General features: G+C 44.1%; 3 protein-coding genes. 1 reads left to right on the plus strand and 2 read right to left on the minus strand.

Going from position 1 to position 2,784, the window contains the following annotated elements:
• A partial coding sequence (locus A3739_RS11155; protein ID WP_068501341.1) for a ribonucleotide-diphosphate reductase subunit beta occupies positions 1–968 on the plus strand: 968 nt, incomplete at its 5' end.
• A 75-nt stretch (positions 969–1,043) separates the two neighbouring features.
• On the opposite strand, the gene A3739_RS11160 is transcribed toward A3739_RS11155, so the two are convergent.
• Together A3739_RS11160 and A3739_RS11165 are read right to left on the minus strand one after the other, a co-directional pair.
• Complete coding sequence (locus A3739_RS11160) at positions 1,044–1,427, minus strand: DUF2750 domain-containing protein (protein ID WP_068476120.1); 384 nt, start codon at positions 1,425–1,427, stop codon at positions 1,044–1,046.
• An 82-nt stretch (positions 1,428–1,509) separates the two neighbouring features.
• On the minus strand, positions 1,510–1,968 hold the full coding sequence (locus tag A3739_RS11165; RefSeq protein ID WP_068476119.1) for a MaoC family dehydratase: 459 nt from the start codon (positions 1,966–1,968) through the stop codon (positions 1,510–1,512).
• Between the last annotated feature and the right edge of the window lie 816 nt (positions 1,969–2,784).

The raw sequence follows: 2,784 nt of genomic DNA on the forward strand, positions 1-2,784 counted from the left end.
TAAATGGCGAAGCTGATGTGAACCAACTCGCGCCATTCAAGTATCCTTGGGCTTGGCAATATTTCTTGAACGCTAACAAAAATCACTGGACGCCTTTAGACGTAAATATGTCGCAAGATGTTCATGACTATCACCATAAACTTACGGTCGAAGAGCGCCATGTTTTTGAGAACGTACTCGCGTATCTGACAACCTCAGATATCTTAGCGATGCGGAATATTGGCCTTGCGGTCATGGAGAAAATGAGCGCGCCAGAACTACAAATTTATCAAGCACGTCAGGTGTTTGAAGAGGCGATGCATACATGGACGTATCAGCACTGTATCGAAACCATTGGTTTGGATCAGAGTGAGATATACAACCGCTACCGTGTTGTTCCTGAAATCTACAGCAAGATTCGACTCGCAAATCGCCGCTTAAATGCAGTGTTGACGACAGAGATGGATCTTAAAAATCGTGATGATCTCGAACAGTTTATGCTCTCATATACGTTCTTTGCTGGCGTATTCGAAGGGTGTTGGTTTTATAACGGATTTAGCCCGATTTTTGCACTTCAACGACGTGGCTTAATGAAAGGCACGGCAGAGCAGTTGCAGTACATTATGCGAGACGAAGTAATGCACGCGGCCTTTGGTATTAAGGTGGTTAAACAGATTATGGTGGAAGAGAATATTTCTCTTGATCCAAAAGCTGTGAAACTAATGTGGGAAGAGTCTGAAGCGGCGGAAAAAGCCTATGCGGGTTATTTACTTCGAGATCCGATTTTGGGCTATACAGCAGAGGATCACGTTGAGCAATTCAGGTTTATTGCGAACCGAAGAGCGAAACAGTTAAAACTTGAGCAGCCATTCCCTGGAGCTCAAAACGCCTTACCTTGGCTGGATGAGCAAGCTGCCTTACGCAAAGAGAAGAACTTCTTTGAAACGCGTGTCACTGAATATCAAACCGGCGCTTCATTATCGTGGTAGCGAACCATTAGAAGGCTGCTTAAGCGATTAATAGCAGATAAACTTAGTTGAATTTCGCAACAAGTTTATCTGCTACTAAAGATTTGCTAATTTTTCTTGTAGATCTTTTTTGAGAACATTTGGCTCTGTGACCCATATAGTCGAGTCTGTGCCAGGAAATACTCCAATCTCTAGTCCATCTTTTTCTAGACCGACGACCCATTTATTAAAGAAATCTGGAAGAGATATACTCAAGGCTTCAAGCTCTGATTCATTTTTTGCGTAGGCCAGAGCTAATTCTTCGGTCGGCCAAATCGGCAAGTACTCAAAATTTTCATCTTCAGAAAATATCTTTAGAAATTGCTTATCATTGTTCACGAGAATCCAGATCTCACGTTCCTCAACCACATAGCTTATGGTGAAGTCATAGCGACCTTCGCTATCCATTTCATAGATTGCTTGCATATTCTCTTGATCCATCTTTTAACTCTCTTTGCGATATATTTTTTAGCGAAGCGAACAAACGCTCGATACGTTTTAAATTTAAGTGGGATTATACGGCTTAGGCGACCATCTGCATCGCTATCCAAACCGCTTTTAAGGCAGGTTTCTTTTTGCCTTCAATTTCAATCGTGACATCCATTTTAAACATATAACGTCCCGGTGCTTTTTCTTCTGCATGTGTTAGCTTTGCTTGCGCACGAATACGACTACCTACTTTTACGGGATGCATAAAGCGTACTTTGTCGAATCCATAGTTCACACCCATGAAAGTACCCTCGATCATGTATGCAAAGCGTTGCGCGAAGTGCGGCAGCATCGATAGCGATAACAAACCATGAGCGATGGTCGATCCGAAAGGTGTGTTTTTCGCTTTCTCCTCATCAACGTGAATGAATTGGTGGTCGAGAGTGCAGTCAGCGAATTGATTGATTTGTTCTTGGGTTACGGTGAACCAGTCTGTCGGTGACATTTCTATACCGATGCAGTTATTCAGGTCTTCTTTTCTTATTACTTTCATCAACCGTCTCTGTATATTTTTTTACTGGTTTAGTTGCGGCGCGGTTAAGTTCAATATCTTAAATTGAGTGGTTTGAATCACCGTGTCAATGCTACAAAGATTATCAGGGCTGGTTATTTAATGATCTAATCCGAGCGATTCATCGTGATTTTCGAACAATAAAAAGCAAATACGGAGAATATCGTGATGGAGAGTCAGTTCAGCAGTATTAAGTATTATTCTTTGGGAGTTTTACTCCTGATTTTGTCAGTGATGGTTTCTAGCGCAAAAGCAGATGAAGCGCGTTTCTTTAATAAATTTGAGTGGCATGAAGTTAACGACGGCATCAACACAGGTTGGGAGCCTCGGGCGGGGCTGGCCGCTGTCAACTTGCGTGGAAATTTTTATGTTATTGGTGGGCGGATTCCCAATCAGTTTCCTTTGACTTTTGGCGATAGCGAATTTCGTAATGATGTCTGGAAGAGTGGAGATGCAGGCCAGACATGGTTGCCTGCTTCACTCGAAGGAGAGGCGCCTTGGGCCGCGCGCGCTTACTTTCAAGCTGTAACGAAAGGGCGTTACATGTATGTGATCGGGGGCCAAGATTCGACGGCAGTGCCGAATGATTGTCCACCAAGTGATGGAGGTCAGCCACTGTTTGATATTCCTAGCGATGGTGGATTCCCAAGTGACGGTGGGTTCCCTGGTGATGGTGGATTCCCTGGTGATGGTGGGTTCCCTGGTGATGGTGGGTTCCCTAGTGATNGTAGGTTCCCTGGTGATGGTGGGTTCCCTGGTGATGGTGGATTCCCTGGTGATGGTGGGTTCCCTGGTGAT

It is taken from the genome of Oleiphilus sp. HI0067 (assembly GCF_001635735.1).